Here is a 26052-nt window from a genome sequence, read left to right on the forward strand (position 1 = left end):
GATCCCGGCGTCGCAGAGTCCGAGTTGGCTTTGGGAAGGCCGGAACCGGGCCGTGATGCCTACGGCTGCGCATGAATCTGCGGCTGTCTGCCGCCTCGCGTCGATCAATGCGCTCCTCGCGAAGGGCGTGATATGACCCGCGGCGCAGAGCGGCTGGGACAGCTTGCCCGGATCGCGCGGGTCAAGGCCGACGGGGAATTGCGGGCCTATTCCGCCCACCGGGCGCAGGCCGAGGCGATGCAGCGCCAGCTCGATGCCGTTCGCGCCGAGCTAGCGCAGGCGATTGCCGCGCCCACCGCCCCGGATGCGCCCGCGCAGTGGCGGCAGACCGCAGCGCTGGTCGGCTATCGCTCGGAACAGCTGCGGCAGGCGGAAATCGCACTTTCCCGGATCCGGCCGGGGCTCGAGGCGGCGCGGCAGGCCGCGGTGCGGGCCTTCGGCCGCTCCGAGGCGCTGTCGCAGTTGCAGGCGCTGACCCGCGCGCAGGCGCAGCTCGACCGGCAGCGGCGCGAGGAACGGTGATGGGTTCAGTCCAGATCGTGGCGCATCACCAGCGCATCCAGCCCCGGCGCGTAATAGCCGCGCCGCTGCCCGACCTGGCTCCAGCCGGTCGCCCGATACAGCCCGATCGCCGCGGCATTATCCGCCGCAACTTCCAGAAATACGGCCGCCGCACCCCGGGCCGAGCAATCCTCAAGGAAACGGCGCACCAGTGCGCGGCCTTCCCCGTTGCCCCGCGCCTCCGGGGCGACGGCGAGGGTCAGCAGCTCGGCCTCGTCCCCGGCGATCCGGCCCAGCAGGAAACCCTGCGGGCTTGTATGGAGCATGGTGCCCGAGTCCGGCAGCAGCGAGGCGAATTCGGCGGCAGTCCAGGGGCGGGGCACGGTGAAGCAGCGGCAGTGCAGCGCGGCAAGTTCCTGGGGGGTCACCAAGACGGCCCCCGGGGAACGCGGGCCCGGCCGTGGTCCTGCGCGGAAATGCCGCGCCCTGGTGCCCTCGATTCCGCGCGTCCGTTCCGGTCGCGGCAGGGAACAACCGCACGGCACGCCGCGCCGGCCCATCCCCGTCCGTCACCCGGGAATCGCTCTCCTCTCCTGCCCCCGAGGGTCACGGCAGGATCACCGGCGGCGGATCGCGGGGCGGGGCGGCGTCGGCCGGGCGCAGATACAGCGGCGCCGGCCGTGCGATTTCCGCATCCGCGGAGGCCGCGCGCTCTGCTATCGCGGCCACGCGCCTGCCGGCCAGAAGCGCGATCGCCACCGGCAGGGAATGCGGCGAGCAGCACGGGGCGGGCCCGGAGGGCAGCGCCTCGCGCCGGCCCAAGGCCGGGCCTGCCGGTAGCCCCTCCTGCCCCGCATCGAACGCAGCCTGGGTGTCCGCCCGCAATGCCGGGAAATCCTGCCAGACCACCTCGTCGCCGCGCAGCGCCACGATGGCGCGGCAGGGACGCGGGGCGTCGCAGGCCGCGGCCTCGGACACCGTCACCCCGACCGCGGGGATACCCAGCGACAGCGCCAGCCCGCGCGCCGCCGCGACCGAGATGCGGATACCGGTGAAATTGCCCGGCCCCTCGCCCACGCCGATGGCGTCGAGATCGGACCAGCCCAGTCCGACCTCGGCCAGCAGCTCGGCCAGCAGGGGAAACAGCCGCTCGGCTTGGCCCCGCGCCATCGGCTCGATCCGCTGCGCCAGCACCCGGCCGCCGCAAACGACAGCGGCCGCGCAATGCGCGGCCGACGTGTCGAACCCGAGGACCCGCAGCCTGTCAGGCAACGGGGCGGACCTCGACCACCTCGGGGATATAGTGGCGCAGCAGGTTCTCGATCCCCATCTTGAGGGTCAGCGTGGACGAGGGGCAGCCGGCGCAGGCGCCCTGCATGTGCAGATAGACCACGCCGCGGTCAAAGCCGTGGAAGGTGATGTCGCCGCCGTCCTGTGCCACCGCCGGGCGCACGCGCGTGTCCAGCAATTCCTTGATCTGGTTAACGATTTCGGCGTCCGGCCCGTCGTGGTCGGCATGGCCGCCGCCCGCCGGTTGCGCTTGGCTCATCACCGCGTCGCCGGACTGGTAGTGGTCCATGATCGCGCCCAGGATCGAGGGCTTGATCTGGTCCCAGGCTGCCGCGTCGGTCTTGGTCACCGTCACGAAATCCGAGCCCAGGAACACCCCCGCCACCCCCGGCACCGCAAAGATGCGCCGCGCCAGCGGACTGCCCGCGGCCTGTTCGGCGGCAGGGAAATCGGCGGTGCCGCTGCCCAGCACGGTTTCCCCGGGCAGGAACTTCAGCGTCGCGGGGTTGGGGGTCGTCTCGGTCTGAATGAACATGGGAGGCTCCTCGGTCCCGGAAGATATGGTTGCGAGGGGGGGCACAAGTCAAGGTCGGCCCGGGTTCCGCCGGCCCGCGGGTCAGGTGATCTGCTCGAGCCGCTCGCGCGAGATGTCGCCCGGCACGATGGTCAGCGGGCAAGGCAGCGAGGTCAGTTCCCGGGTCAGCCGCGTCACGAGCGGCCCCGGCCCGCCGCTGTCGACCGCGGCCGCCAGCACCACCGCGGCGATGTCGGGATCGGCCGAGATCTGCGCGACCAGCTCGGCCCCCGGGTCGCCTTCGCGCACGACCAGCTCGGGCTCGACCCCCGGGCGGTCGCGCATCCATTTGGCAAAGACCTCGAACTGCGCCTCGATCCGCTCGCGCGCCTCGGCCCGCATCACCTCGGCCACGCCCATGCCGTGCTGGATCTCGCTGGCCGGGATGACCGAGAGCACCTGCACCGTACCGCCGGTCGCGGCCGCCCGCAGCGCGGCAAAGCGAATGGCGTTCAGGCATTCCTTGCTGTCGTCCAGCACCACCAGAAACTTGCGCATCGACTGCTCCTTCTGCGGCGCAGAGGCCGGCCCGTCCGCCAGCGTCGCAAAACCGCCGGGCTGCGACAAGGCCGGAATCTGCCGCGGATTAGCGATTCCTTCATGACTCTGCGTTACGCCGGACAGGAAACGGCGTGGAATCAGGGTAGCGCGGATGGCGATCCATCACGGCTGGCAGGCGGGGGCGGTGCGGGAGCCGCCGGGCATCGGCGTGCGGGCGCCGGACGGCAAGCGGCTGTTCGACATCCTGCTGGCGCTGGCGCTGCTGCTGCCGCTGTCGGCGGTGATGCTGGCGGTCGCCGGGCTGCTGCTGCTGATGCAGGGGCGGCCGGTGCTGTATCTGTCCAAGCGGATGGGGGCGTCGGGGCAATCGTTCCGGCTGTTCAAGTTCCGCACCATGGTCCCGGTCGCCGAGGATGGCGGCGCCACGGGCGGGCATAAATCCTGGCGGATCACGCGGCTCGGCCATCTGTTGCGACGCAGCCGCATCGACGAATTGCCGCAGCTTTTCAACATCCTGGCCGGCGACATGAGCTTTGTCGGCCCGCGCCCGCCGCTGCGCGAATATGTCGAGCGTTTCCCGCACCGCTATGCGCTGGTGCTGCGGATGCGGCCGGGCGTGACGGGGCTCGCGACGCTGGTCTGCCACGCGCATGAGGATCGGATCCTCGCCCGCTGCCTGACGCAAGCCGCCACGCAGGCCGCCTATGACCGGCGCTGCCTGCCGCGCAAGCTGCGGCTGGAGATGGTCTATCAGCAGCGCCAGTCGCTGGCGCTGGACCTGTGGATCATCGCCAATACCCTGGCCACGGTCATCCGCCCGGGGTGGCGGTATTGGCGGCGAAGGGGTCGGCCGGGTAATCCGCGCCCAGCAGATACAGCCCATGCGGCGGGCTGACCGGGCCGCAGGCGGCGCGGTCGCGCGCCGCCAGCGCCTGGGCCACCCGCTCGGGCGACCAGGCCCCGGCGCCGACGCGCTCGAGCGTGCCGACGATCGAGCGGACCTGGTTGTGCAGGAACGACCGCGCCGCCAGGTGAAAGCGGTATTCCGCGCCATGGGGGACGGCGATTTCCTCGATCTCGATGCGGTCGAGCGTCTTCACCGGGCTTGCCGACTGGCACATGGTCGAGCGGAAAGTGGTGAAATCATGCAGCCCGACCAGCGCCGCCGCACCGCGGCGCATCGCCTGGGCGTCGAGCGGGTGCACGACCTGCCAGACCCGCCCCCGGTCATGGGTCGCGGGCGCCCGGCGCGACAGCAGCCGGAACAGATAGCGCCGCCCGATGGCCGAGAATCGGGCGTGGAAATCGCCGTCGACCCGCGCCACTTCCAGCACCGCCACCGGCGCCGGTTTCAGGTGCCAGTTCAAAGCCCCGGCCAGCCGGAACGGGTCCCAGTCGCGTTCCAGATCGGCATGGGCGACCTGCCCCAGCGCATGGACACCGGCGTCGGTGCGCCCGGCAGCCGCGATCCGCGCCCCTGCGGCAAAGCCGGGATCGAGCCGCGCCAGCGCCGCCTCGACCGTCTCCTGGACCGAGGGCTGCCCGGCCTGCGCCTGCCAGCCCGCAAAGGGGCCGCCGTCGTATTCGATCTTCAGGGCGAAACGCGGCATTGCCTAGCGGGTGCGCTCTTTGGCCTGCAGCAGCTCGGCGGCGGTGGGCTCGCCGCTGCGGTCCTCGAGCGCGGCGCTGGCGGGCGGGCGCACCCCTTCGCGGGCAAGCCGTTCGCGCAGCACCTCGATCTCGATATCCATGTCGGTGCGCACCCCGTCGTGCAGCCGCTGGCTCAGCGCCTGAAAGCTGGTTTCCAGATCCGCCAGCAGCGCCTCGTAATCGCGCTGCGCCGCGGCGTCGGGGCTTTGCGCATAAAGATCGACGAACTTCACCGTCGCGTCGCGGGCGCCGATCAGATAGACGCCCAGATAGCGCCGGGCCGAGGCCAGCGCGCCGGGGTTCTGCTCGACCCGCTCGAACAGCGCCCGGGCGGAGGTCGCAAACGACGCCACCCGCGCCTGCAGCTTGCGGTCGCGGATACGCTGGATCGCGTCGGTCATGCCGCGCAGATGGGTCTCGGCCTCTTCGATCATGCGGGCGGCGCGGTCCTGCTGGAAACTGTCGACGCCCTCCATCCCCTTGTCGCGCATCGGGTCGGGGCCGAAGGCCAGCCAGTGCAGCACCGCGCCGGTGAAGCCCAGCACCGCCGCCCCGGCAAAGGCCCCCGGTTCCGAGGCGCCGACCGCGATGCCCAGCCCGGTCAGGATGCCGCCGAACAGCTTGCGCGGGATCGCCGGGCGGCGCGCAACGCGGCGCGCGTCATAGGCGGCCTCGGCCTGCAGCCCCTCGCGCGTCATCCACATGCCGCCGGCCAGGATGCCAAAGCCCAGCAGGCTCGTCGCGATTCCCAGCGGATCGCCCTGGAAGAACGCCCCCAGAAGCAGCGGCGCCCCCATCAGCGTCACCCATTTCGTGCGCGATTCCAGCGGGTGGCGCGCCTGGCCCGGCGCGGGACGTCCCATCCCTGCCCCGGCCTCGCCACCTGCCGCGGGCCGCCCGCCGGGCGAATATTTGCCGCCGAACCTGATCGCCATCGCCCGCCGCCCCTCAGCCCGCGCCCACCAGCGAGGCATAGAGCGTCACCCCCATCAACAGGAAGAACGACAGGCGCTGCATCGCGGGACGAGACATGGGCAGGGTCTTTCGGTAGCGGTCAACGGGCCTCTTTGCGGTCGCACGGGTCCGGCCGCACGGTCAACCCCCGCAAGCCGCAAGTCGTTCCGCAACGGAGAGGGAGGGAGTGGAGCGGGTGATGGTCACACGCCGGCAAAGACCTTGGAGGTCCATACAAAAAGCGGCCGCGCGCCGACCCATGGCGCGAGCCGCCACCTCCGAGATGGAGGCCATGGATTGGCGATGTGTTCCATGGACGTTTCCGGCGCGGGACACATCCGCATCTACGCGATTGCAGCTGCTCGACAGTCTGGAGGATATTGGAGCGGGTGATGGGAATCGAACCCACGTATTCAGCTTGGAAGGCTGCTGCTCTACCATTGAGCTACACCCGCGTCTGGGCAGGATTACCCGACCGAGGATCATGGCGCAAGCGGCGCGCTTGACCGGCGGCGGCGGCGGGGGCACTGAGGTCGGCATGATCGACATTCACCCCGTGGTCCACGCGATCTCGAAACTCTGCGTCGCGATGGGCGTGCTGATGCTGGCGCCCGCGGCGATCGACTGGGCGAATGGCGACCCGAACTGGCGGGCCTTTGCCATGGCCGGCGGCGCCACCATCGTGCTGGGGCTGCTGGTCGCGGTGGCGACGCCGGGCGACGGCAGGCCGCTGGTGGTCGAACAGGCGTTCCTGCTGACCACCGGGCTGTGGGTGGTGCTGCCGCTGCTGGGGGCGATGCCCTTCATGCTGGGCGCCCCGGCGGCGGGCTGGACCGACGCGATGTTCGAATCGATGTCCGGCATGACCACCACGGGCACCACCGCCTTTCCCCGGCTGGACCACCTGCCGCTGGGCACGCATCTGTGGCGCGGCATCCTGCAATGGTCGGGGGGCTTGGGCATCGTGGTGGTGGCGATGGTGTTCCTGCCGGTGATGCGGGTGGGCGGGATGCAGTTCTTCCGGTCCGAGGGGTTCGACACCATGGGCAAGGTCATGCCCCGCGCCGGCCAGATCGCGGCCGAGATGACCCAGCTTTACCTGGGCATCACACTGGCCTGCGCCGCGACCTATACCGCACTGGGGATGGGGGGCTTCGATGCGGTGATGCACGCGCTGACCACCTGCTCGACCGGCGGCTTCGGGCGCTATGATGCGAGTTTCGCAGCGTTTCCCGGCTCGATCGAGCTGGCCGCCTCGTTCTTTACCATCCTCGCCTCGATCCCTTTCGTGCGGATGCTGCAGCTGGTGCACGGCGACCCGGCGCCGCTGTGGCGCGACAGCCAGATCCGCGCCTATCTGGGCATCATCGCCGCCGCCTGCCTGGTGATCCTGGTCTACGAGGCGTTGTGGCGGTCGGTCCTGCCCTCGGCCGATCTTGCACGCGAGGTGATCTTCCACGTGGTCACCATCACCTCGGGCACCGGCTTCGCCTCGACCGACGTGACGCAATGGGGGTATCTGCCCTTCGTGCTGCTGTTCTTCATCGGGCTGATCGGGGGCTGCACCGGATCCACCGTCTGCTCGATCAAGGTCTTCCGCTACCAAGTGCTGTTCGAGGCGCTGCGCGGGCAGCTGACCCAGATGCAATCGCCCCACCGCGTCCGGCCGCTGCGCCTGCAGGGACGGCGGCTGGACCCCGAGGTGGTGAACTCGGTCATGGCCTTCTTTACCATGTTCGTGCTGAGCTTCGGGGCGCTGATCGTGGCCCTGGCGCTGACCGGGCTGCACCCGCGCACCGCGCTGACTGCCGCCTGGACGGCGATCGCCAATATCGGCCCGATCTGGGGCCCCGAGGTCACCGCCAACGGCAGCGTGGCCGATTTCCCGCCCTCGGCCAAGTGGCTGATGATTGCGGGGATGTATCTGGGCCGGCTGGAGCTGATCACCGTGTTCGTGGTGCTGATGCCGCGGTTCTGGCGGCAGTGACGCTTGGCAGTATCAGCCACTCCGATCCGCGGGCGGCGATGCCGGGTGGGGTGATCCGACGCGTGGGCGCGGGGTTGCAGGCGGCCGCGGCGCTGGCGGATCAATCCGCAGCGGCGTCTGCGGTGGTCCCGGGCGTCTCTTCCGCCGCGCCCCCGTCTGCCGCATCGTCGGCCGGAACATCCCCTGCGACAGGGGCATAACGCAGGCTGTCCAGCATCTCGGCGGCGATGCGGGGCTGGTCGTCGGCGTCGAGAACCGGCCAGATCAGCACCAGCCCCTCGACATTGCCATCGACGACCCGCGCCTCGGCCTGGCCGATATGGGTGTCGTTGCGGCCGATCAGGCTGGCGCTGCCCTGCGAGACCTGGCGTTCCGGTGCGGGCACCCAGCCCAGCGCCGTCACCAGCCCGGTGAAATCCAGCATTTCCTGCTGGCCGCCGGGGGCGCGATAAAGGATCAGCGCCGCGCCCGATTCGTTGCGCGGGCCATAGATCGACAACCCCTGTTCGTTGCGCAGGAACTGAAGCCGATCCATCGGCGCGGTCAGGCTCAGCCCCGATTGCGGGTCGTGCAGCGTGGTCAGGCCCATCTCGTCGCGCCAGGCGGCCCGGCGCTCGATCAGCGCCTGCATCGCCGAACCCGCGTCGGGGGCGGCGCGCAGCGCCAGCACCTCGGCGGCGATGGCGGCGTTGGTCTGCGGCCCGGCGGTACCGTCGATCTCTCCGTCATAGCGGCCGGCCCAGCGCAGGGCGCGCTGCACCTCGTCCAGCGGCGGCATCGCGGCCTCGCCCGCGGGGGGCAGCTGCGGATCGGCACCTTCGTCCAGCACCTCGCCCAGATCAGCCGCCGGCAGCACCGCGGCAAAGCGTCCGACCCGCTCGGCGGCGCGGAACGCCTGCAGCCAGGCCTCGCCCACGCCGGGCGCCACCGGGCCCAGCGTGATCGCAAACCCGCCGTCGGGCTGCTGCCAGAGCCCCGCCTCGGGGAAATCCGCGCGCCACTCGGCCAGCGCCGCATCGGCCGATTCCCGGGTGTCATAGCGCTGAAGCCGCAGGTAGTCGCCGGCCGCCAGCCCCGCCCGCGGGCTGGCATCCTCTACCGCAGCGTCCTCCGCATCGGCCCCGGGTGCTTCCGCATCCGCGTCGCCCGCGGCCGCGGTCACCGGAGCCGCTCCGGCTGGTACCGGCACGATGAAACTATCCCGCGGAATCCGGCCCGCCGCCTTCAGCCGCGCCATCTCGGCCTGCGCGTCCTCGCGTTCCATCGGGCCCAGGCCGATGCCGGTCCAGCCGCCGGACAGCGGGAATGTCATCACCTCGGGGAAGCGCGCGGCCCAGCTTTCGACCACCGCGGCGGTGTCGGGGCCGCGCTTGGCCTCGACCCGTAGCACCACCGGCTCGGCCCAGGCGAGGCCGGGCAGCATCGCGACGATCAGAAACCCAAGCCTGCGCATTGGCGGTCCCCCTGTTCCGGCGGTCTGATTGACCCGGCCCCGGCCGCCCCCTATTAGCGGCCTGCATTCGCGTCAGATATGCGAAAGGACGCAGGGATGACCAGCCCCGACCCGACCCGCAGCGCAACCATCGGCAATTCCGCCCCGCCCCCGGCTGCGGACCGGCCGCGCTGTTTCCAGGACGTGATCCTGCGCCTGCAGGGCTATTGGGCGGCCGCCGGCTGCGCGGTGCTGCAGCCCTATGACATGGAAGTCGGCGCCGGCACCTTCCACCCGGCGACCACGCTGCGGTCCCTGGGCGCGCGGCCCTGGGCGGCGGCCTATGTGCAGCCCTCGCGCCGGCCGACCGATGGGCGCTACGGCGAAAACCCCAACCGGCTGCAGCATTACTATCAGTATCAGGTCATCATCAAACCCTCGCCCCCCAACCTGCAAGATCTGTATCTGGGCAGCCTGCGCGCCATCGGGCTGGACCCGCTGCGCCACGACGTGCGCTTTGTCGAGGACGACTGGGAATCGCCCACGCTGGGCGCCTGGGGCCTGGGGTGGGAGGTCTGGTGCGACGGGATGGAGGTCAGCCAGTTCACCTATTTCCAGCAGGTCGGCGGCCACGACTGCCGCCCGGTCTCGGGCGAGCTGACCTACGGGCTGGAGCGGCTGGCGATGTATGTGCTGGGGGTCGAGCATGTGATGGACATGCCCTTCAACGCCCCCGATGCGCCGATCCCGCTGAGCTATGGCGACGTGTTCCGCCAGGCCGAGCGCGAATATTCCCGCTGGAACTTCGAGCAGGCCGACACCGACATGCTGTTCCAGCATTTCAAGGACGCCGAGGCCGAATGCCACCGCATCCTCGATGCCGCCGAAACCGACGCTGCCGGCCGCCGCATCCCGATGGCGCATCCGGCCTATGATCAGGCGATCAAGGCCAGCCATCTCTTCAACCTGCTGGACGCGCGCGGGGTGATCTCGGTCACCGAGCGCCAGGCCTATATCGGCCGGGTGCGGGCGCTGGCCAAGGGCTGCGCCGACCTGTTCCTGACCACCGAGGCCGCCACCGGCGCCGACAAGGAGGATGCGGCATGAGCACCGGCAAGATCATGGTTTCGATGCTGCTGCTGGTCGCGGTGCTGACCGGCGCGGCGATCTGGTATCTGCAGGTCTACGGCTTCTACGAAGAGGTGGACGAGATCACCGGCGCCAGCGAAATGGTGGTGACCCTGCCCGACGGCGCCACCCGCCAGGTCGCGGTCGAGGGATTCCGGGGGATCGACGCGCAGTCCTCTCCGATCCGCTGGCGGGCGTGCTTCACGCTGGACCCGGCGCAGGTCGCCGACGCCGTGCCCTATGAGGGCGCGACGCCGCTGAACGGCCCCGGCTGGTTCCGCTGCTATTCCGCCCGCGCGCTGACCGCCGATCTGGCCGCCGGCAATGCGGTCGCGGTCTTGGGTCAGTCCGAGATCCGCCCCGACGTGGACCGGGTAATCGTGGTCTATCCCGACGGCCGCGCCTTTGGCTGGCACCAGTTCAACGAAAAGAATCCTCCGCGCGGAGTCATGGACTGATGGACCTGCTGATCGAGCTGTTTTCCGAAGAAATCCCCGCCCGGATGCAGCCCCGCGCGCGCGAAGACCTGAAGCGCCTGGTCACCGACGGGCTGGTCGAGGCCGGGCTGACCTATGTATCGGCCGGGGCATTTTCGACGCCGCGCCGGCTGGTGCTGGCGGTCGAGGGGCTGACCCCGGAATCGAAACCCGTGCGCGAGGAACGCAAGGGCCCGCGCACCGATGCGCCGCAGCAGGCGATCGAGGGTTTCCTGCGCGCGACCGGCCTGACGCTGGACCAGCTGGAACGCCGCCCCGAGAAAAAGGGCGAGGCGTATTTCGCCGTCATCGAGCGCCCCGGCCGCGGCGCCCCCGAGATCGTGGTCGAGGTGCTGGACGCCGCGATCCGCAACTTTCCCTGGCCCAAGTCGATGCGCTGGGGCAGCGGCAGCCTGCGCTGGGTGCGGCCGCTGCACTCGATCCTGTGCATCCTGAGCGACGCGGCGGGCACGCAGCTGGTGCCGCTGACCGTGGACGGCATCACCGCCGGCGACACCACGCGCGGCCACCGCTTCATGGCCCCCGACCCGATCCGCGTTTCCAGCTTTGACGATTACGCGGCCAAGCTGCTGCGCGCCAAGGTGATGCTGGACCCCGACCAGCGCGAGGCCGCGATCCGGCAAGAGGCCGCCAATCTCGCCTTTGCCCGCGGCTGGGAAATCGTCCCGGACGAGGGGTTGATGACCGAGCTGGCCGGGCTGGTCGAATGGCCCGTGCCGCTGATGGGGGTGATCGAGGATCGTTTCCTGGACCTGCCGCCCGAGGTGCTGCAGACCTCGATGCGCGAGCACCAGAAGTTCCTCTCGGCCCGCAACCCCAGGACGGGGCGGATCGAGGGCTATGTCACCGTCGCCAATATCGAGACCCCGGACCACGGCGCCACCATCCTGCACGGCAACCAGCGGGTGCTGGCCGCTCGGCTGTCGGACGCCGCGTTCTTCTGGGACAACGACCTGCGCGAGGCCCGCGCGGGGATGCAGGACTGGGCCGAGGGGCTCAAGGCCGTGACCTTCCACGCCAAGCTCGGGTCGCAGTGGGACCGGGTGGAGCGGATTGCGGCACTGGCGCGCGAGATCGCGCCGGCGGTAGGCGCCGACCCGGCGCTGGCCGAACAGGCAGCGCGGATTGCGAAGCTCGACCTGCGCTCTGCCATGGTGGGCGAGTTCCCCGAATTGCAGGGCACCATGGGCCGCTATTACGCGCAGGCCGCCGGGATGCCGGATGCGGTAGCGGATGCCGCCAGCGACCATTATTCGCCGCTGGGGCCGTCGGACGAGGTGCCCTCGGCGCCGGTATCCGTCGCGGTGGCACTGGCCGACAAACTGGATACGCTGACCGGTTTCTGGGCGATCGACGAGAAGCCCACAGGGTCGAAAGACCCGTTCGCGCTGCGGCGGGCGGCGCTGGGGGTTATTCGGCTTATTCTTTCAAACAAGGTGCGAACCAATCTTATGCAGTTCCTGTATGAGATCGGCAAAATCCAGTTTGTTGAGCAATATGGCGAGCACGTCGTCGTTACGGCTGGTCTAGCCAAGAACCTGTTGTTCGAACTCATTCTGTCGGGCAACAGCGTTCCTACTTTCGAAGGGGAGGACGAGGACAGTAGATTTGAGGCAATTTCAGACTGGGTTGAGGGGAAGCTTGGAGCGCCAGTCTTCAACGAAAACAATCCTAATTTCGTTAGCGAAGGCGAAGAAGAAAAGTTCGATTATGATCTTGCCGCTCACGACCTCCTCGCCTTCCTCCACGACCGCCTCAAGGTCCACCTCCGCGACCAGGGCATCCGCCACGACATCATCGACGCGGTGCTGACCATGCCGGGCAGCGACGATCTGGTGCTGGTGGTCAAGCGGGCCGAGGCGCTGGCGGCGTTCCTCAAGACCGAGGACGGCACCAACCTGCTGCAGGGCCTCAAGCGCACGAACAACATCCTGAGCCAAGCCGAGGACAAGGACGGCGTCGAATATTCCTTCGGCGCCGACCCGAAATACGCCGACACCGATCAGGAGCGCGCGCTGTTCGCCGCCCTCGACGCGGCCGAGCCGGCGATCCGCGCCGCCGTCGCGGCCGAGGACTTCCCCGCCGCCATGTCCGCCATCGCCGCCCTGCGCACCCCCGTCGATGCGTTCTTCGAGGCGGTGCAGGTCAACAGCGACAACCAGATCCTGCGCCGCAACCGGCTGAACCTGCTCAGCCGCATCCGCGAGACCGGCCGCCTGATCGCCGATTTCGGCCGGATCGAGGGGTAACCCGCAGCACCGCCGGAAGGGGGCCGTCTGCCCCCGCGAGGCCTGCGGCCTCTTCCCCCGAGGATATTTGTGACCGCCCGAAGCCCCCTTTCGGGCGGTTCCCAAATATCCTGGGGGAGGCCCGGCACGGGCCGGGGGCAAAGCCCCCATCTTGCAGCGGCGCCACAGGCTGCTAGCGTCTGCGCAGGAGGAACCGCATGACCGATTTCACCGCCACCCGCCGCGCCTTTCACCTGCCCGAGGGCATCACCTATCTGGACGGCAATTCGCTGGGGCCGATGCCGCGCCAGGCTGCCGACCGCGTGGCCGCGATGATGCGGGACGAATGGGCCGAGATGCTGATCACCGGCTGGAACCGCGCCGGCTGGTATGTGCAGCCGCGCCGGGTCGGCGATCGCATCGCGCGGCTGATCGGCGCGGGCGAGGGCCAGGTGGTCATGGGCGACACGCTGTCGGTCAAGGTGTTCCAGGCGGTGTCGGCCGCGCTGCGGCTGCGGCCGGGGCGGCGGGTGATCCTGTCGGACAGCGGCAATTTCCCCTCGGACCTCTATGTCGCGCAGGGGCTGGCCGAGGCGGTCGGGGCCGAGTTGCGGGTGGTCGCCCCCGAAGAGGTGGCGGCGAATATCGACAGCGACCTGGCGGTGCTGATGCTGACCGAGGTCGATTACCGCACCGGCCGGCGCCACGACATGGCGGCGCTGACCGCCGCCGCGCATGACGCGGGCGCGCTGGCGGTCTGGGACCTGGCGCATTCGGCGGGGGCGGTCGATGTCGACCTGCTGGGCGCGGATGCGGATTTCGCGGTGGGCTGCACCTATAAATACCTCAACGGCGGGCCGGGGGCGCCGGCCTTCATCTGGGCGCATCCGCGCCACGCCGATGCGGCGCAGCCCTGCCTGCAGGGGTGGATGGGACACGCGGCGCCCTTTGCCTTCGACCAGAGCTACGCCCCCGCCCCGGGGATCGAGCGGATGCGGGTCGGCACGCCGCCCGTGATCGCGCTGGCGGCGCTGGATGCGGCGCTGGACGTGTGGGACGGCGTGGCGCTGCCCGACCTGCGCGCCCGCTCGGTCGAGCTGTCCGAGGCGTTCATCCGCGGGGTCGAGGCCGCCTGCCCCGGCGTGACGCTGCATTCCCCGCGCGACCCCGCCCGGCGCGGCAGCCAGGTGGGGTTCCGCCACCCCCATGCCTATGCGGTGATGCAGGCGCTGATCGCTGCAGGGGTGATCGGCGATTTCCGCGCCCCCGACGTGCTGCGTTTCGGTTTCGCACCGCTTTACAACGACCTGGACGACGTGGCGCGCGCGGTCGACACGCTGGCCGCGATCCTGCGCGACGGGCGCTGGGACCGGCCGGAATACCACCAGCGCGCCGATGTGACCTGATGCGGGCGCGCAGGGTGCATATCCACCGGGCGGCGCTGGCCCTGCTGTGGGCCGCCGCCGTCCCGGCCGCGACGGCGGCGCAGCCCGCGCAACAGCCGGTCGCGGTCGAGTTCGTCGAGGTCCGCCAGCAGCCGCTGGTGCTGGACCTGCGGCTGGTCGGCACCATCGCGGCCAGCGACAGCATCGACCTGTCTTTTCCCGCCGGCGGGCGCATCACCGAGATCACGGTCCGCGCCGGCGACCGGGTGCAGGCGGGCGATCCGCTGGCGCGCACCGACGGGGTGCAGCAGCAGCAGGCGCTGAACCAGGCGCTGGCCGCCGTCGCCGCCGCCGAGGCGACGCTGCAGCAGGCCGAGCAGGCCGCGATCCGCGCCGCCGAGATGCTGCGCCGGGGCGTCGGCACCCGCGCCGAAAGCGACATGGCCAACCAGGCGCTGTCGGCCGCGCAGGGCCAGCTGGCCGCGGCGCGGACCGGGGCCGACCAGGCGCAGCGCGCGGTCGAGGACACGGTGATCCACGCCCCGCAGGCCGCGGTGGTCACCGCCCGCATGGCCGAGCCGGGGCAGGTGGTGGGCGCGGCGCAGCCGATCCTGACGCTGGCGGCGCTGACCGGGTTCGAGGCGGTGTTCAACGTCCCCGATTCGCCGCATCTGGACCAGGCGCACGGGGCGCTGGTGTCGCTGGTGCCGCTGGACCGGCCGGAAACCCGGCTGTCGGCGACGGTCACCGAAATCGCGCCGCTGGTCGATCCGGCCACCGCCGCGGTCACCGTGCGGGCCGAGATCAACCCGCGGCTGATCGACAGCGTGCTCGAGGCCGGGCTGCTGGGCGCCGCGGTCGAGGGGGTGGTCCATCTCAAGGCCGGCACCGGCATCGAAATTCCCTGGACCGCGCTGACCGCGACCGGCGACGGCCCGGCGGTGTGGCGCATCGAGGGGGGCGTGGTGGCGATCACCCCGGTCGAGGTCGAGCGCTTCGCCAATGGCCGGGTGGTGCTGAAATCCGGGGTCGCCCCGGGCGATACCGTGGTGGGCGAAGGCTCGCAGCTGATGTTCCCCGGGCGCCAGGTCCGGCCCGGCAAGGGACGCTGACCATGCGCAACACCCGCCCTGCCCCTTCCCGGCCCTGCCCGGCCCTGTTTCGTCCGGCGCTGGCGCTGGCGCTCGCCCTTGGGCTGGCCGCCCCGGCCGTGGCGCTGGAGCTGCCCTTCGGCCGCGACACCGCCCCGGCCGCCGCCCCCGCCCCCCGCCCGGTGGTGACCGAGATCGTGGCCCCGAACGACAGCGCCGCGGGGCGCAGCGTCCCCGGGGTCATCACCGCCGCGACCGAGGTGCAGATGGCGTTCCAGACCCTTGGCCGGATGATCGCGCGGCCGGTCGATGTCGGCGACCGGGTGGACGCCGGGCAGGTGCTGGCGCGGCTCGACCCCGAGGATCTGGCCGGCAACACCCGCGCCGCCGAAGCCTCGCTGACGGCGGCGCAGGTCAACCTGACCACCGCCCGCAACACCGCCGAACGCGCGCGTTCGCTGTCGGAACGCAACGTCGCCTCGGCCGCGCAGCTGGAACAGGCGGAACAGGCGCTGTCGGCGGCGCGCTCGGCCGTCGACCAGGCGCAGGCGCGGCTGGAAAGCGCCCGCGACGCCGAGGGCTATGCCGTGATGACCGCGCCGATTTCGGGGGTGGTCAGCGCGGTGCGCGCCACCCCGGGCGCGGTGGTGGCGGCGGGCGACCCGATCCTTACCCTGTCGTCCGAGGATAAGCTCGAGGCCACCATCGACCTGACCGAAGCGCAGTTGCAGGGGATCGAGCGCGGCACCGAATGCCTGATCTTCCGCGACGACCAGGCGGACGAGCCGGTGCGCGGCCACGTCAGCCGCATCTCTCCGGTCGCGGACCGCCAGACCCGGACACGGCGGGTCTATATCACCCTGCCCCCCGGCAGCAGCTTCCGGCTGGGCAGCCTGGTGCGGGTGCGCCGTGCCGATGATTCCACCGCCGCGCTGACCGTCCCGGCCGAGGCGCTGGTCGCCGAACCCCCGGGCGGGGTCGCGGTCTGGATCGTGCGCCGCACCGGCCCGGACGCCGCCACCGTGACGCGAAGGCCAGTCACCATCGGCGCCCGCATCGGCGCGCGGATCGAGGTGACCGACGGGCTCGCCCCCGGCGACGAGGTGGTGATCCGCGGCGTCCATTCCTTGGCCGAGGGCCAGCAGGTCGGCAGAAAGGTCGAGCCGTGACAGAACGCCGTTCCTTCAACCTGTCCGACTGGGCGCTGCACCACCGCTCGCTGGTGTGGTTCCTGCTGATCGTGTCGATGATCGCGGGGACGCTGGCCTATCGCGGCCTGGGCCGCGAGGAAGACCCCAGCTTTACCGTCAAGATCATGGTGATCTCGGCCGCCATGCCCGGCGCCACCACCCCGGAAACGCTGGAACAGGTCACCCACCGCATCGAGACCAAACTCGAAGAGCTGGACGAGCTCAAGTTCACCCGCTCGGTCACCATGCCGGGGCAGGCGGTGGTCTATGTCGAGCTGCTGCCCACCGTGCGCGGCGAGGCCGTCACCCGCACCTGGCAGCAGGTGCGCAACATGATGAACGACCTGCGCCCCGAGTTCCCGCAGGAGTTCGCGGGCTTCCAGTTCAACGACCGCTTCGGCGACGTGTTCGGGAACATCTACGCCTTTACCGCCGACGGCTTCACCCAGCGCGAGCTGCGCGACCGGGTCGAGGCGATCCGCAAGCAGGTGCAGGCCCTGCCCGCCGCCGGCAAGACCGCGCTGCTGGGGGTGCGGGACGAGGAAATCTATCTCGAGTTCTCGTCGGCGCGGCTGGCGGCGATGGGGCTGAACGAACAGCAGGTGCTGCAGACGCTGGCCGCGCAGAACGCCATCGCGCAGTCGGGCATCGTGCAGGCGGGGCCGGAACAGGTGCTGGTGCGGGTCGGCGGCCAGTTCGACACCGCCGAGGCCATCGCCGCCGTCAACCTGCGCGTGGGCGACCGCTTCTTCAACCTGGGCGAGGTGGCGCGGGTGCGGCGCGGCTATGCCGACCCGCCCTCGACCCTGTTCCGCCATAACGGCGCCGAGGCGATCGGGCTGGAAATCGCCATGCGCCAGGGCGAGAACATCCAGAGCTTCGGCGCGGAACTCGACGCGCTGATGGCAGGCATCGCCGCCGACCTGCCGGTGGGCATCGAGATGCACAAGTTCGCCGACCAGCCGCAGGTGGTGGAAAAGGCCGTCGGCACCTTCGTCAAGGCGCTGGCCGAGGCGGTGGCCATCGTGCTGCTGGTCAGCTTCGTCAGCCTGGGGCTGCGGGCCGGGTTCATCGTCACCCTGACCATCCCCTTGGTGCTGGCGATCACCTTCGTCATCATGGCGATCTGGGACATCACCCTGCAGCGGGTGTCGCTGGGGGCGCTGATCATCGCGCTGGGACTGCTGGTCGACGACGCGATGATTGCCATTGAAACGATGATCTCGCGGCTGGAACAGGGGGCCAGCCTCGAGGACGCGGCCAGCTATGCCTGGACCTCGATCGCCTTCCCGATGCTGACCGGGACGCTGGTGACGGTGGCGGGGTTCATCCCCATCGGGCTGAACAGCTCGATGGCGGGCGAGTTCACCTTCTCGCTGTTCGTGGTGATCGCGGTGTCGCTGCTGGTCAGCTGGATCGTGGCGGTGCTGTTCGCGCCCCTGCTGGGCGTCACCCTGCTGCCCGCAAAGTTGAAGCATCACAGCGGCCGCGCCGGCCCGCTGCGGCGGGGCTTTCACGCGCTGCTCAAGCTGGCGATGCGGTTCCGCTGGACCACGGTGCTGGCGACGCTGGCGCTGTTCGTGCTGTCGGTGGTCGGCATGGGCGGGGTCGAGCGGCAGTTCTTCCCGACCTCGGACCGCACCGAGGTGCTGATCGACATCACCGAACGCCACAACGCCTCGATCGCACGCACCGACGCCTCGATCGCGGCGCTGGACGAGTTCCTGTCGCAGCAGTCCGAACCGCTGTTCTGGACCAGCTATGTCGGGCGCGGCGCGCCGCGCTTCGTGCTGGCGATGGACGTGCCGACGCCGGGGCCGTTCATGGGGCAGATGGTGGTGCAGACCGCCGACATCGCCGCCCGCGATGCGCTGAAGCTGAAGCTGGCCGAGTTCGCCGAGACCTCGCTGGTCGGCACCGACATCTACGTCAAGAACCTGGAAATCGGCCCCCCGGTCGGCAAGCCGGTGCAATACCGGGTCAGTTCGACCGACCCGGATGCGGCCCGCGACGCCGCCCGCGGGCTGGCGGCGGTGCTGGCGACCGAGCCGCGGCTGCGCGACATCGCGCTGGACTGGAACGAGCCGGCCCGCGTGGTGCGGGTCGAGGTCGACCAGGACCGCGCCCGCCAGCTGGGCCTGTCCAGCCAGGATGTGTCGAACGCGCTGGCGGCGCTGTTTTCCGGCAAGATCGTGACGCAGCTGCGCGACGGCATCTTCCTGATCAACGTGATCGCCCGCGGGGCCGAGGCCGACCGCCAGTCGCTCGAATCGATCCGCAACCTGGAACTGGCGCGCCCCACCGCCTCGCCCATCCCGCTGGGGGCGCTGGCGCGGCTAAGCTACGAGACCGAGCCGCCGCTGGTCATGCAGCGCGACGGCGTGCCCACGGTGACGGTCAAGGCGGCGGTGGCGACCGCCGACCAGCCGGCGACCATCGTGACGGCGCTGGCCCCGCAGGTGGCGGAATACGCCGCCGGGCTGCCGCCCTCGGTCCGCATCGTCGTGGGCGGCACGGTCGAGACCTCGGGCGAAAGCCAGGCCCCCATCGCGGCGGTGGTGCCGATGATGCTGCTGGCCATCGCCACGCTGGTGATGATCCAGATGCAGGGGTTCCGGCTGTCGCTGATCGTGTTTGCCGCGGCACCGCTGGGGCTGATCGGGGTGGTGGCGACGCTGCTGCCCTTTGGCGTGCCGCTGGGGTTCGTGGCGATCCTGGGGATCCTGGCGCTGGTGGGGATCCTGATCCGCAACTCGGTGATCCTGGTGCATGAGATCCAGGTGCTGATCGCCCGCGGCCATTCGCGCTGGGACGCGGTGTTCGAGGCCTCGGACAGCCGCGCCCGCCCGATCCTGCTGACGGCAGCGGCGGCCAGCCTGGCGCTGATCCCGATCTCGCGGCAGGTGTTCTGGGGGCCGATGGCCTATGCGATGATGGGCGGCATCATCGCCGGCACGCTGATCACGCTGCTGTTCGTGCCGGCGCTTTACTGCGTGGTGTTCGGCGTGCGCCCGCCCCCACCCGATCAGGCACCGCCGGCCTGAACGTCAGCGCCGCAAGCGGGGGTTTTCCACCCCCGCCCCCCCGGAGGATATTTCGGACCGCCCGAAATCCTGCGCGTGGTCTTCGGGCGGTTTCAAATATCCCGGGGGTTCGGGGGCTTGCCCCCGATCCGGCAGTGACGATCACCCCTCGGCAATGAGTTCCGCAAAAGCCGCGCCGAAGCGTTCCAGCGCCGGGGCGTCGAGATAGCGGGCAAGCTCGCGCGGACGGTCGGTGGCGATGCGGCGCAGGTTGCTCGCGGGCAGCGACAGCGGTTTCTGCGTGCCGTCTTCGCCTCGGGCAAGGCGCTGTGCGGCCTCGGCCAGCCGGTCGTAGAGGGCACCGGCCTCCTGCCCCGCCAGCGCGCGGCGGGCCGGGTGCATCGGCGCCACCTCGCCCGCGATCACCGACAGGAAGGCCTCGCCATAGCTGTCCAGCTTTTTCGCGCCGACGCCGCTGACGCGGGCCATGTCGTCCAGCGTCTGCGGCCGGGTCTCGGCCATCTCGATCAGGGTGCGGTCGGGAAAGATCACATAGGCGGGCACCCGCTGCGCCTCGGCCAGCGCCCGGCGCTTGGCCTTGAGCGCCGAGAGCAGCGGCGCATCCTCGTCCGAGACCTGGGTGCGGATCACCGCCGCCGGTTTCGCACGCCGGATCAGGTCGCGGCGCAGCATCACGGCTTCCTCGCCCCGCAGCACCGGATGCGCGGCGGCGGTGATGCGCAGCCCGCCGTGGCGTTCGGGATCGGGGCGGATCAGGTCGCGGCCCAGCATCTGGCGCAGGATCGCCTGCCATTCACCCTTGGGCACCGCCTTGCCGACGCCAAAGGTCGGCAGCTGGTCATGCCCGCGCGCCGTCACCTTTTCGGTCGCGTTCCCCAGCAGCACGTCGATGACATGGCCCTGCCCGAACCATTCGCCGGTACGCAGGATCGCCGACAGCGCCATCCGCACCGGCTGGGTGGCGTCGAAGATCTCGGGCGGGGTGTCGCACAGGTCGCAATTGCCGCAGGGCGCGGCGGTTTCCCCGAAATAGCCCAGCAGGTGCTGGCGGCGGCACGAGATCGCCTCGGCCAGCCCCAGCAGCGCGTTCAGCCGCGCGTGGTCGGCCTCTTTCCGCTCGGCCGGGGCCAGCCCCTCGTCGATCTGGGTGCGGCGCAGGCGGATGTCGTCGGGGCCATACAGCGTCAGCGTTTCCGCAGGCGCCCCGTCGCGGCCGGCGCGGCCGATTTCCTGGTAATAGGCCTCGATCGACTTGGGCAGGTCGGAATGCGCCACCCAGCGGATGTCGGGCTTGTCGATGCCCATGCCAAAGGCGACGGTGGCGGTGACGATCAGCCCATCCTCGCGCTGGAAACGTGCCTCGACCTCGCGGCGCTGATCGGCCTCCATCCCGCCGTGATAGGCGACGGCGGCGATGTTTTCGGCGTTCAGCGCGGCCGAAAGGGTCTCGGTGCGGGCGCGGGTGGCGCAATAGACGATGCCGGACTGCCCGCGACGGGCGCGGGCGAAATCCATGATCTGCCGGCGCGGGCCGTCCTTGGGCTGGAACGCCAGATGGATGTTCGGTCTATCGAAACCGCGCAGGAACACCTGCGGCGCCCGCCCGTCGAACAGCCGCGCCACGATTTCGTCCCGCGTCTCGGCGTCGGCGGTGGCGGTGAATGCGGCCAGCGGCACCCCCAGCGCCCGGCGCAGCTCGCCCACGCGCAGATAATCGGGGCGGAAATCATGGCCCCACTGGCTGACGCAATGCGCCTCGTCCACGGCAATCGCCGTGATGCCCGCGCGCCTGAGCATCGGCACCGTCGCCCCCGAGGCCAGCCGTTCCGGCGCCATGTAAAGCAGCCGCAGGCTGCCGTCGCGCAGGGCGGCGAAGACCTCGTCGCTTTCCTCTTCGGTATTGCCACTGGTCAGCGCGCCCGCCGCCACACCGGCCTCGCGCAAGCTGCGCACCTGGTCGCGCATCAGGGCGATCAGCGGCGAGATCACCACCGTGACCCCCTCGCGCATCAGCGCCGGCAGCTGGTAGCACAGCGACTTGCCGCCGCCGGTGGGCATGATCGCCAGCACGTCGCGGCCCGCGGCCACGGATTCGACGATTTCCTGCTGGCCGGGGCGGAATCCGTCGAATCCCCAGACCTGCCGCAACAGATCGGCGGGCATCAGTAGCCCAGGAAGAACCCGGCGTTGTTCGCCAGCGCCCGTTGCAGGATGATGATGCCGATGAACACCACCAGCGGCGCCAGATCCAGCCCGCCCATGTTCGGCAGCACGTTGCGGATCGGGCGGTAGATCGGCTCGAGCAGCCGCGACAGACCGTCCCAGACCTGTGCGACCAGCGGCTGGCGCAGGTTGAGCACGTCGAAATTGATCAGCCACGACATGATGATATGCGCGATCATGATGAACCAGACCACGTCGAGTATCAGCATCAGCGCCTGGAACAGCGTCGTCATTCCTGCCAGCCTTCCCTTGCAACCCGCGCGTCCGAGGTAGGGCAGCCGGCGCGCGTGCGCAAGCGGTCGCGGACGCACGCCCCGCCGCCCCTGCCCGTTTCCGCAGCGTTGCGGTTGACGCCCCCGGCCCGGTTGACTACCGCCCGAAGGTCAAAGGAGCCGTCATGTATCCCATCCTGCGCTTCATCCACGAGATCCGCTCTGCCCGCCGCGCGACGCCGCTGGGGCCGCTGGACGCACATGTCTCGACCCACCGGATCTCGCCGCTGGACATCGACCCGTGGCGCGAGCTGAACAACGGCCGCACCCTGACGCTGTATGACCTGGGGCGGATCCCGATGGCGGTGCGGCTGGGCATCATCGACACGCTGAAGCGCAACGGCTGGGGGTTCACCGTCGCCGGCAACACCGTGCGCTATCGCCGCCGCATCCGGGTGTTCCAGCGCATCACCCAGGTGTCGCGGGTGCTGGGCTGGGACAGCCGCTTCGTCTATATGGAACAGTCGATGTGGAGCGGGGGCGACTGCGCCAACCACATGCTGCTGCGCGTCGCCATCGTCGGCGGCGCCGCGCGCAAGGGGATGATCCCGCCCGAGGTCTTCATGGAAGCCCTGGGCCACCACGGCCCCAGCCCCGAGCTGCCCGCCTGGGTCGCCGCCTGGATCGAGGCCGACGCCCTGCGCCCCTGGCCACCGGAACTGCCCGCTGGAATCGAGGTACAGTCCCCCGACCTGCCGCCCGCTACGCAGCCCGGCTGAACGCAGGTCGGTCCGGCGTCACCACGCGGGGCGCTGCCCCGCACCCCGGGGTATTTGGCCCAGAAAGAAGCCACGCCGCCGGCTTGCGGTGCGGGTGTTCTTGCAATCTTATGTGGGCCGGTGACGCAGGCCCGGGGGAGGCATGAACCGCAAACGCATCTGGGGCTGGTGGTTCTTCGACTGGGCGAGCCAGCCCTATGCGACGCTGCTGCTGACCTTCATCTTCTCGATCTATTTCTCCGAGGTCGCGCGCGGGCATTTCATCGCGCAGGGCGCCGATCCGATGCAGGCCGGCGCGCAGGCGCAGGCGCTGTGGGGCTGGGCGCTGGCGGGCGCGGGGGTGATCATCGCGGGGCTTGCGCCGGTGCTGGGGGCGGTGGCCGACCGCTCGGGGCGCCGGCTGCCGTGGATCTGGCTGTTTTCGGGATTCTACGTCGCCGGCTCGGCCGGGCTGTGGGTGCTGCATCCCTCCGGCGCGGGGCTGGTCCCGGCGCTGGTGCTGTTCGGCATCGGGCTGATCGGGATGGAGTTCGCGACCATCTTCACCAATGCGCTGATGCCCTCGCTGGGCAGCCGGGACGAGATCGGGCGCATCTCGGGCTCTGGCTTCGCCTTTGGCTATCTGGGGGGTGTGGTAGCGCTGGCGATCATGCTGGCGCTGTTTGCCGATGGCGCGGGCGGGTTGACCCTGCTGGGGCGACCGCCGGCGCTGGGGCTGGACGGCGCCGCGCGCGAGGGCACCCGCTTTGTCGGCCCGTTCACCGCGATCTGGTATGCGCTGTTCATGGTGCCGTTCTTCCTGTGGGTGCGCGAACCCGCGGGCGCGCGGCGCGGCGGCGTGCAGCTGGGGGCGGCGCTGCGCGACCTGGGGGCGCTGCTGCGCAGCCTGCCGGGGCGGCGGTCGCTGCTGGCGTGGCTGGTCTCTTCGATGTTCTCGCGCGATGCGCTGAATGCGCTTTACGGGTTCGGGGGCGTCTATGCCGGCACGGTGCTGGGCTGGCCGGTGATCCTGTCGGGGATCTTCGGCATCGTCACCGCGGTATCGGCCGCGATCATCAGCTGGCTGGGCGGGCGCGCCGACCGGCGCTGGGGGCCGCGCCCGGTCATCGCCGCCTGCACGCTGGTGCTGGTCGCGGTCTGCGTGCTGGTGGTGGGGATGAACCGCGAGCAGATCTTCGGCCTGCCGCTTGCCCCCGGATCGCGCCTGCCCGATGCGCTGTTCTTTGCCTGCGGGGCGGCGATCGGCGGCGCCGGCGGCGTGCTGCAATCGGCCAGCCGCACCATGATGGTGCGCCACACCTCTGCGGCCCGCGCGACCGAGGCCTTCGGCCTTTACGCGCTGTCGGGCAAGGCCACGGCGTTCCTGGCGCCGATGCTGATTGCGCTTGTCACTACGGCCAGCGGCAGCCCCAGGCTGGGCATCTCGCCGCTGATCGTGATGTTCCTTCTGTCGCTGTGGCTGCTAGGGTGGGTAAAACCAGAGGGAGAACCCGAGCAGTGATCCGCAGATTCAAACCCGTCCTGGCCGCGCTGGCGCTGGCGCTGCTGGCCGTTCCTGCCCAGGCCGAGCCGCTGGCCAAGGATGTGTTCGGCGCCTTCCGCCAGTCGAACGGCGGCCCCGCCGGCGCCTTCGGCGGCTATTCGCGCGGCTGCGCCACCGGCAATGTGCAGCTGCCCGAGACCGGCCCCACCTGGCAGGCGATGCGCCTGTCCAGGAACCGCAACTGGGGCAACCCGCAACTGGTCGATTTCCTGGTCGGGCTGTCGCGGACCGCCACCCAGCTGGGCTGGCCGGGGCTGTATATCGGCGACATGAGCCAGCCGATGGGCGGGCCGATGCTGACCGGCCACGCCAGCCACCAGACCGGGCTGGACGCCGATATCTGGATGCTGCCCCCACGCTCGCTGAGCCTGACGCGGGCGCAGCGGGAAAACATCTCGTCGCAGTCGGTGGTGGCCAAAGGGGGGTTGGCGCCCAGCCCGCTGTGGTCGGCCAGCCACCATGCGCTGTTGCGGGCGGCGGCCTCGGACCCGCGGGTGGAGCGGGTGTTCGTCGATCCGGTGGCCAAACTGGTGATGTGCCAGAACGAACGCGGCAACCGCGCCTATCTGCGCAAGATCCGGCCGCTGGGCGGGCACGACTATCACTTCCACGTGCGGCTGGCCTGCACCAACCGCGGCTGCGAGGATCAGGCGCCCCCGCCCCCCGGCGACGGCTGCGAAGAGGCCGCGCAGTGGATCCGCAACCGCATCGACCCGCCGCCTCCCGCCCCCGCCGACCCCAACTATCGCCACCCGCGCAGCTACCGGCTGAGCGAGATGCCCCGCACATGCCAGGCGCTGGCCGGGCGCTGAGCAGGGCTGCGAGGGCGGCAGCCGCAGCGGCGCTGCTGCTGGCCGCCTGCGCGCCGCCGGCCGCGGCCGCGCCGGTGGTGGACTATCTCGGCACCTATGTCTGGGCCGAGGCCGACGAGGATTTCGGCGGCTTCTCGGGGCTGGAGCTGACGGCGGACGGCAGCGGCTTCACCGCGCTGTCGGACCGCGGCACTCTGCGCTGGGGCAGCATCCACCGCGACCGGCAGGGGCGCATCGCCGAGCTGACCACCGCCGGCCACGCACGGTTGCAGGACAGCAGCGGCACGCCGCTGAAGCCGGGCTATCTGGGCGATGCCGAGGGGCTGGCGATCGACGCGCAGGGGCGGATCTTCGTCAGCTTCGAGGGGCTGGACCGGATCGCGCGCTACGACGACCCCGACGGCCCCGCCACCCGCATCCTCAAGGCGGGCTGGTTTTCCCGGCTGAGGCGCAACCAGGCGCTCGAGGCGCTGGCGGTCACCGATGCGGGCGACCTGCTGACCATCCCCGAATCCTGGCCCGACGAGGGCAAGGGCTTTCCGGTCTGGCGCTTTCGCGGCGGGGGCTGGACCAACCCCTTCCACCTGCCCCGCGACGAGGCCTGGGCGCCGGTGGGCGCCGACGTGGGCCCGGACGGGCGGCTCTACGTGCTCGAACGGCAGTTCCGCGGCCTGCGCGGATTCCAAAGCCGGGTGCGGCGCTACGAGTTCGGCGAGGATCACATCGGCCCGCCCGAGACCCTGATCGAGACCAGCCTGCTGCAATTCGACAACCTCGAGGGCATCGCGGTGTGGGAGGACGGCCAGGGCATCCGCATCACCATGATCTCGGACGACAATTTCCTGTTCCTGCAACGCACGGAACTGGTGGAATACCGCATCCGCGACTGACCCCGGCCCGGCTTCCTCGCAGCAAGGGGGGCCGTCTGCCCCCCACCGCCTGCGGCGGCTCCCCCCGAGGATATTTGTGACCGCCCGAAACCCCTGCATGATTCGGGCGGTCACAAATATCCTCCGGGGGTCCGGGGGTGG

Annotated in this window: 23 protein-coding genes and 1 tRNA gene; 14 read left to right on the forward strand and 10 right to left on the reverse strand. The window is 70.6% G+C overall.

Annotated features, from left to right (window positions below):
• Positions 1-132 precede the first annotated feature (132 nt).
• Entirely contained in the window at positions 133-522 is a 390-nt protein-coding gene (locus tag BUB57_RS11150; RefSeq protein ID WP_073067001.1) for a hypothetical protein, read from the forward strand.
• A 5-nt stretch (positions 523-527) separates the two neighbouring features.
• Here BUB57_RS11150 and BUB57_RS11155 read toward each other — a convergent pair whose 3' ends face one another.
• From BUB57_RS11155 to BUB57_RS11170, 4 genes are all read right to left on the reverse strand, one after another.
• Positions 528-929: a GNAT family N-acetyltransferase gene (locus BUB57_RS11155; protein ID WP_073067263.1), complete on the reverse strand. Its 402-nt coding sequence runs from the start codon at positions 927-929 to the stop codon at positions 528-530.
• A 178-nt stretch (positions 930-1107) separates the two neighbouring features.
• Complete coding sequence (gene tsaB, locus BUB57_RS11160; RefSeq protein ID WP_073067005.1) at positions 1108-1773, reverse strand: tRNA (adenosine(37)-N6)-threonylcarbamoyltransferase complex dimerization subunit type 1 TsaB; 666 nt, start codon at positions 1771-1773, stop codon at positions 1108-1110.
• Positions 1766-2326, reverse strand: a complete 561-nt coding sequence (locus tag BUB57_RS11165; RefSeq protein WP_073067008.1) for a NifU family protein — start codon at positions 2324-2326, stop codon at positions 1766-1768. Before BUB57_RS11165 ends, tsaB begins: the two co-directional genes overlap by 8 nt.
• Before the next feature lie 81 nt (positions 2327-2407).
• Positions 2408-2863, reverse strand: coding sequence for a universal stress protein (locus BUB57_RS11170; protein WP_073067265.1), 456 nt, complete (start codon positions 2861-2863; stop codon positions 2408-2410).
• 154 nt (positions 2864-3017) lie between these two features.
• Here BUB57_RS11170 and BUB57_RS11175 point away from each other — a divergent pair, with 154 nt between their 5' ends.
• Positions 3018-3761: a sugar transferase gene (locus BUB57_RS11175; protein ID WP_073067010.1), complete on the forward strand. Its 744-nt coding sequence runs from the start codon at positions 3018-3020 to the stop codon at positions 3759-3761.
• Here BUB57_RS11175 and truA read toward each other — a convergent pair.
• The 3 genes from truA to BUB57_RS11190 all read right to left on the reverse strand — a co-directional run bounded on the left by truA (position 3676) and on the right by BUB57_RS11190 (position 5925).
• Entirely contained in the window at positions 3676-4476 is an 801-nt protein-coding gene (truA, locus tag BUB57_RS11180; RefSeq protein WP_073067013.1) for a tRNA pseudouridine(38-40) synthase TruA, read from the reverse strand. The two genes, BUB57_RS11175 and truA, sit on opposite strands and share 86 nt — an antisense overlap.
• Before the next feature lie 3 nt (positions 4477-4479).
• A complete protein-coding gene (locus tag BUB57_RS11185) occupies positions 4480-5451 on the reverse strand; it encodes a 5-bromo-4-chloroindolyl phosphate hydrolysis family protein (RefSeq protein WP_073067016.1) in 972 nt (323 codons plus the stop codon).
• Positions 5452-5851: 400 nt separating this feature from the next.
• A tRNA-Gly gene (locus BUB57_RS11190) sits at positions 5852-5925 on the reverse strand.
• Positions 5926-6008: 83 nt separating this feature from the next.
• Here BUB57_RS11190 and BUB57_RS11195 point away from each other — a divergent pair.
• Entirely contained in the window at positions 6009-7457 is a 1449-nt protein-coding gene (locus BUB57_RS11195) for a TrkH family potassium uptake protein (RefSeq protein WP_073067266.1), read from the forward strand.
• A gap of 100 nt (positions 7458-7557) precedes the next feature.
• Here BUB57_RS11195 and BUB57_RS11200 read toward each other — a convergent pair whose 3' ends face one another.
• The gene (locus BUB57_RS11200) at positions 7558-8910 is read right to left on the reverse strand and encodes a hypothetical protein (RefSeq protein ID WP_073067020.1); all 1353 of its coding nucleotides are present in this window, start codon (positions 8908-8910) and stop codon (positions 7558-7560) included.
• 96 nt (positions 8911-9006) lie between these two features.
• Between BUB57_RS11200 and BUB57_RS11205 the strand changes: the two genes are divergently transcribed.
• The 7 genes from BUB57_RS11205 (at position 9007) to BUB57_RS11235 (ending at position 19452) form a co-directional block, all read left to right on the forward strand.
• Positions 9007-9996 (forward strand): glycine--tRNA ligase subunit alpha, encoded by a 990-nt coding sequence (locus tag BUB57_RS11205; protein WP_234952053.1) that lies wholly within the window; start codon positions 9007-9009, stop codon positions 9994-9996.
• The gene (locus tag BUB57_RS11210) at positions 9993-10475 is read left to right on the forward strand and encodes a DUF6446 family protein (protein ID WP_073067025.1); all 483 of its coding nucleotides are present in this window, start codon (positions 9993-9995) and stop codon (positions 10473-10475) included. The genes BUB57_RS11205 and BUB57_RS11210 overlap by 4 nt, the downstream gene beginning before the upstream one ends.
• Positions 10472-12763 carry a glycine--tRNA ligase subunit beta gene (gene glyS, locus BUB57_RS11215; protein ID WP_073067028.1) on the forward strand — a complete coding sequence of 764 codons (2292 nt, stop codon included), beginning with the start codon at positions 10472-10474 and terminating at the stop codon, positions 12761-12763. Before BUB57_RS11210 ends, glyS begins: the two co-directional genes overlap by 4 nt.
• 197 nt (positions 12764-12960) lie before the next feature.
• Positions 12961-14148, forward strand: coding sequence for a kynureninase (gene kynU, locus BUB57_RS11220; protein WP_073067030.1), 1188 nt, complete (start codon positions 12961-12963; stop codon positions 14146-14148).
• On the forward strand, positions 14148-15239 hold the full coding sequence (locus BUB57_RS11225; RefSeq protein ID WP_084732107.1) for an efflux RND transporter periplasmic adaptor subunit: 1092 nt from the start codon (positions 14148-14150) through the stop codon (positions 15237-15239). Before kynU ends, BUB57_RS11225 begins: the two co-directional genes overlap by 1 nt.
• Positions 15240-15241: 2 nt before the next feature.
• Positions 15242-16387, forward strand: a complete 1146-nt coding sequence (locus tag BUB57_RS11230; protein ID WP_234952054.1) for an efflux RND transporter periplasmic adaptor subunit — start codon at positions 15242-15244, stop codon at positions 16385-16387.
• Positions 16384-19452 (forward strand): efflux RND transporter permease subunit, encoded by a 3069-nt coding sequence (locus tag BUB57_RS11235; protein WP_073067031.1) that lies wholly within the window; start codon positions 16384-16386, stop codon positions 19450-19452. Before BUB57_RS11230 ends, BUB57_RS11235 begins: the two co-directional genes overlap by 4 nt.
• 141 nt (positions 19453-19593) lie before the next feature.
• On the opposite strand, the gene recQ is transcribed toward BUB57_RS11235, so the two are convergent.
• Positions 19594-21615 carry a DNA helicase RecQ gene (recQ, locus tag BUB57_RS11240; protein ID WP_073067033.1) on the reverse strand — a complete coding sequence of 674 codons (2022 nt, stop codon included), beginning with the start codon at positions 21613-21615 and terminating at the stop codon, positions 19594-19596.
• Entirely contained in the window at positions 21615-21908 is a 294-nt protein-coding gene (locus tag BUB57_RS11245) for a YggT family protein (RefSeq protein WP_073067036.1), read from the reverse strand. The genes recQ and BUB57_RS11245 overlap by 1 nt, the downstream gene beginning before the upstream one ends.
• 164 nt (positions 21909-22072) lie before the next feature.
• On the opposite strand from BUB57_RS11245, the gene BUB57_RS11250 reads away from it, so the two are divergent.
• The 4 genes from BUB57_RS11250 to BUB57_RS11265 all read left to right on the forward strand — a co-directional run bounded on the left by BUB57_RS11250 (position 22073) and on the right by BUB57_RS11265 (position 25911).
• Positions 22073-22666 carry an acyl-CoA thioesterase gene (locus tag BUB57_RS11250; RefSeq protein WP_073067038.1) on the forward strand — a complete coding sequence of 198 codons (594 nt, stop codon included), beginning with the start codon at positions 22073-22075 and terminating at the stop codon, positions 22664-22666.
• Positions 22667-22808: 142 nt separating this feature from the next.
• On the forward strand, positions 22809-24167 hold the full coding sequence (locus BUB57_RS11255; RefSeq protein ID WP_073067040.1) for an MFS transporter: 1359 nt from the start codon (positions 22809-22811) through the stop codon (positions 24165-24167).
• A complete protein-coding gene (mepA, locus tag BUB57_RS11260) occupies positions 24164-25021 on the forward strand; it encodes a penicillin-insensitive murein endopeptidase (protein WP_073067042.1) in 858 nt (285 codons plus the stop codon). Before BUB57_RS11255 ends, mepA begins: the two co-directional genes overlap by 4 nt.
• A complete protein-coding gene (locus BUB57_RS11265) occupies positions 24997-25911 on the forward strand; it encodes an esterase-like activity of phytase family protein (protein WP_084732108.1) in 915 nt (304 codons plus the stop codon). Before mepA ends, BUB57_RS11265 begins: the two co-directional genes overlap by 25 nt.
• Positions 25912-26052: the final 141 nt, after the last annotated feature.

Source organism: Paracoccus solventivorans (genome assembly GCF_900142875.1).
GTDB classification, from domain to species: Bacteria; Pseudomonadota; Alphaproteobacteria; order Rhodobacterales; family Rhodobacteraceae; genus Paracoccus; species Paracoccus solventivorans.

Coding starts and splice junctions, on each gene's coding strand:
- BUB57_RS11165 (WP_073067008.1), bottom strand. CDS start 2,326: ATGTTCATTCAGACCGAGACGACCCCCAACCCCGCGACGCTGAAGTTC.
- BUB57_RS11265 (WP_084732108.1), top strand. CDS start 24,997: ATGCCAGGCGCTGGCCGGGCGCTGAGCAGGGCTGCGAGGGCGGCAGCC.
- BUB57_RS11230 (WP_234952054.1), top strand. CDS start 15,242: ATGCGCAACACCCGCCCTGCCCCTTCCCGGCCCTGCCCGGCCCTGTTT.
- BUB57_RS11250 (WP_073067038.1), top strand. CDS start 22,073: ATGTATCCCATCCTGCGCTTCATCCACGAGATCCGCTCTGCCCGCCGC.
- BUB57_RS11245 (WP_073067036.1), bottom strand. CDS start 21,908: ATGACGACGCTGTTCCAGGCGCTGATGCTGATACTCGACGTGGTCTGG.
- BUB57_RS11150 (WP_073067001.1), top strand. CDS start 133: ATGACCCGCGGCGCAGAGCGGCTGGGACAGCTTGCCCGGATCGCGCGG.
- BUB57_RS11255 (WP_073067040.1), top strand. CDS start 22,809: ATGAACCGCAAACGCATCTGGGGCTGGTGGTTCTTCGACTGGGCGAGC.
- truA (WP_073067013.1), bottom strand. CDS start 4,476: ATGCCGCGTTTCGCCCTGAAGATCGAATACGACGGCGGCCCCTTTGCG.
- BUB57_RS11225 (WP_084732107.1), top strand. CDS start 14,148: ATGCGGGCGCGCAGGGTGCATATCCACCGGGCGGCGCTGGCCCTGCTG.
- BUB57_RS11200 (WP_073067020.1), bottom strand. CDS start 8,910: ATGCGCAGGCTTGGGTTTCTGATCGTCGCGATGCTGCCCGGCCTCGCC.
- recQ (WP_073067033.1), bottom strand. CDS start 21,615: ATGCCCGCCGATCTGTTGCGGCAGGTCTGGGGATTCGACGGATTCCGC.
- BUB57_RS11210 (WP_073067025.1), top strand. CDS start 9,993: ATGAGCACCGGCAAGATCATGGTTTCGATGCTGCTGCTGGTCGCGGTG.
- BUB57_RS11185 (WP_073067016.1), bottom strand. CDS start 5,451: ATGGCGATCAGGTTCGGCGGCAAATATTCGCCCGGCGGGCGGCCCGCG.
- BUB57_RS11175 (WP_073067010.1), top strand. CDS start 3,018: ATGGCGATCCATCACGGCTGGCAGGCGGGGGCGGTGCGGGAGCCGCCG.
- BUB57_RS11205 (WP_234952053.1), top strand. CDS start 9,007: ATGACCAGCCCCGACCCGACCCGCAGCGCAACCATCGGCAATTCCGCC.
- BUB57_RS11170 (WP_073067265.1), bottom strand. CDS start 2,863: ATGCGCAAGTTTCTGGTGGTGCTGGACGACAGCAAGGAATGCCTGAAC.
- BUB57_RS11195 (WP_073067266.1), top strand. CDS start 6,009: ATGATCGACATTCACCCCGTGGTCCACGCGATCTCGAAACTCTGCGTC.
- kynU (WP_073067030.1), top strand. CDS start 12,961: ATGACCGATTTCACCGCCACCCGCCGCGCCTTTCACCTGCCCGAGGGC.